Origin of the sequence: Colwellia sp. TT2012 (assembly GCF_001440345.1) — a bacterium.
Lineage (GTDB): Bacteria > Pseudomonadota > Gammaproteobacteria > Enterobacterales > Alteromonadaceae > Colwellia.
In genome coordinates this window covers 1-862 of record NZ_LJYX01000108.1, presented here as the reverse complement: position 1 = coordinate 862, position 862 = coordinate 1, and the positions used below count along the sequence as shown (strand labels likewise).

Here is an 862-nt window from a genome sequence, read left to right as displayed (position 1 = left end):
ATAGGAAATTATGAACGAGGCGAGACTCACTCATTTAAAGCAGCTTGAGGCTGAAAGTATCCATATCATTCGTGAAGTGGCTGCTGAATTTGATAACCCTGTAATGTTGTATTCAGTAGGTAAAGACTCTGCTGTAATGCTGCATTTGGCTATGAAAGCCTTCTACCCAGGTAAACCACCATTCCCACTAATGCATGTGGACACAGATTGGAAGTTTAAAGAAATGATTAGCTTCCGTGATGAAATGGTTGCGAAATTAGGTCTTGAACTCCTAGTCCATAAAAATCCAGAAGGGATAGCACAGGGGATTGGTCCTTTCACTCACGGTAGTGCTAAACACACCGATGTGATGAAAACCCAAGGTTTGAAACAAGCATTAGACAAGTACGGCTTTGATGCTGCATTTGGTGGTGCGCGTCGTGACGAAGAGAAGTCACGAGCAAAAGAACGTGTTTACTCATTCCGTGACAAACAGCACCGTTGGGACCCTAAAAACCAGCGTCCTGAGTTATGGAACATTTATAACGGTAAAGTGAATAAAGGCGAAAGCATCCGAGTTTTCCCTCTATCTAACTGGACCGAGTTGGACATCTGGCAATATATCTACCTAGAAAGTATTCCAATTGTTCCTCTTTATTTCGCTAAACCACGTCCAGTGGTAGAGCGTGATGGCACCATGATCATGGTTGATGAACTCGTATGCCGTCTTCTGCTTGAAAATAAAAAGATTCTCAAATACTTCAGTTAACCGCCAACGGTATTACATGCCAGAACCAATCTGTGCAGCGCAACATGTACAGTTGACTAAGTCCTCATAATCAACGGTTTGATTCTGCGTTATTGAGCCGGCTACAATTCCCAA

Annotated in this window: 1 pseudogene; it reads left to right on the top strand. The window is 42.9% G+C overall.

What is annotated here, in order from left to right:
• Nucleotides 1–10: 10 nt before the first annotated feature.
• A pseudogene (gene cysD / locus ASU03_RS18970) lies at nucleotides 11–739 on the top strand (sulfate adenylyltransferase subunit CysD); the annotation flags it as partial.
• Nucleotides 740–862 lie beyond the last annotated feature (123 nt).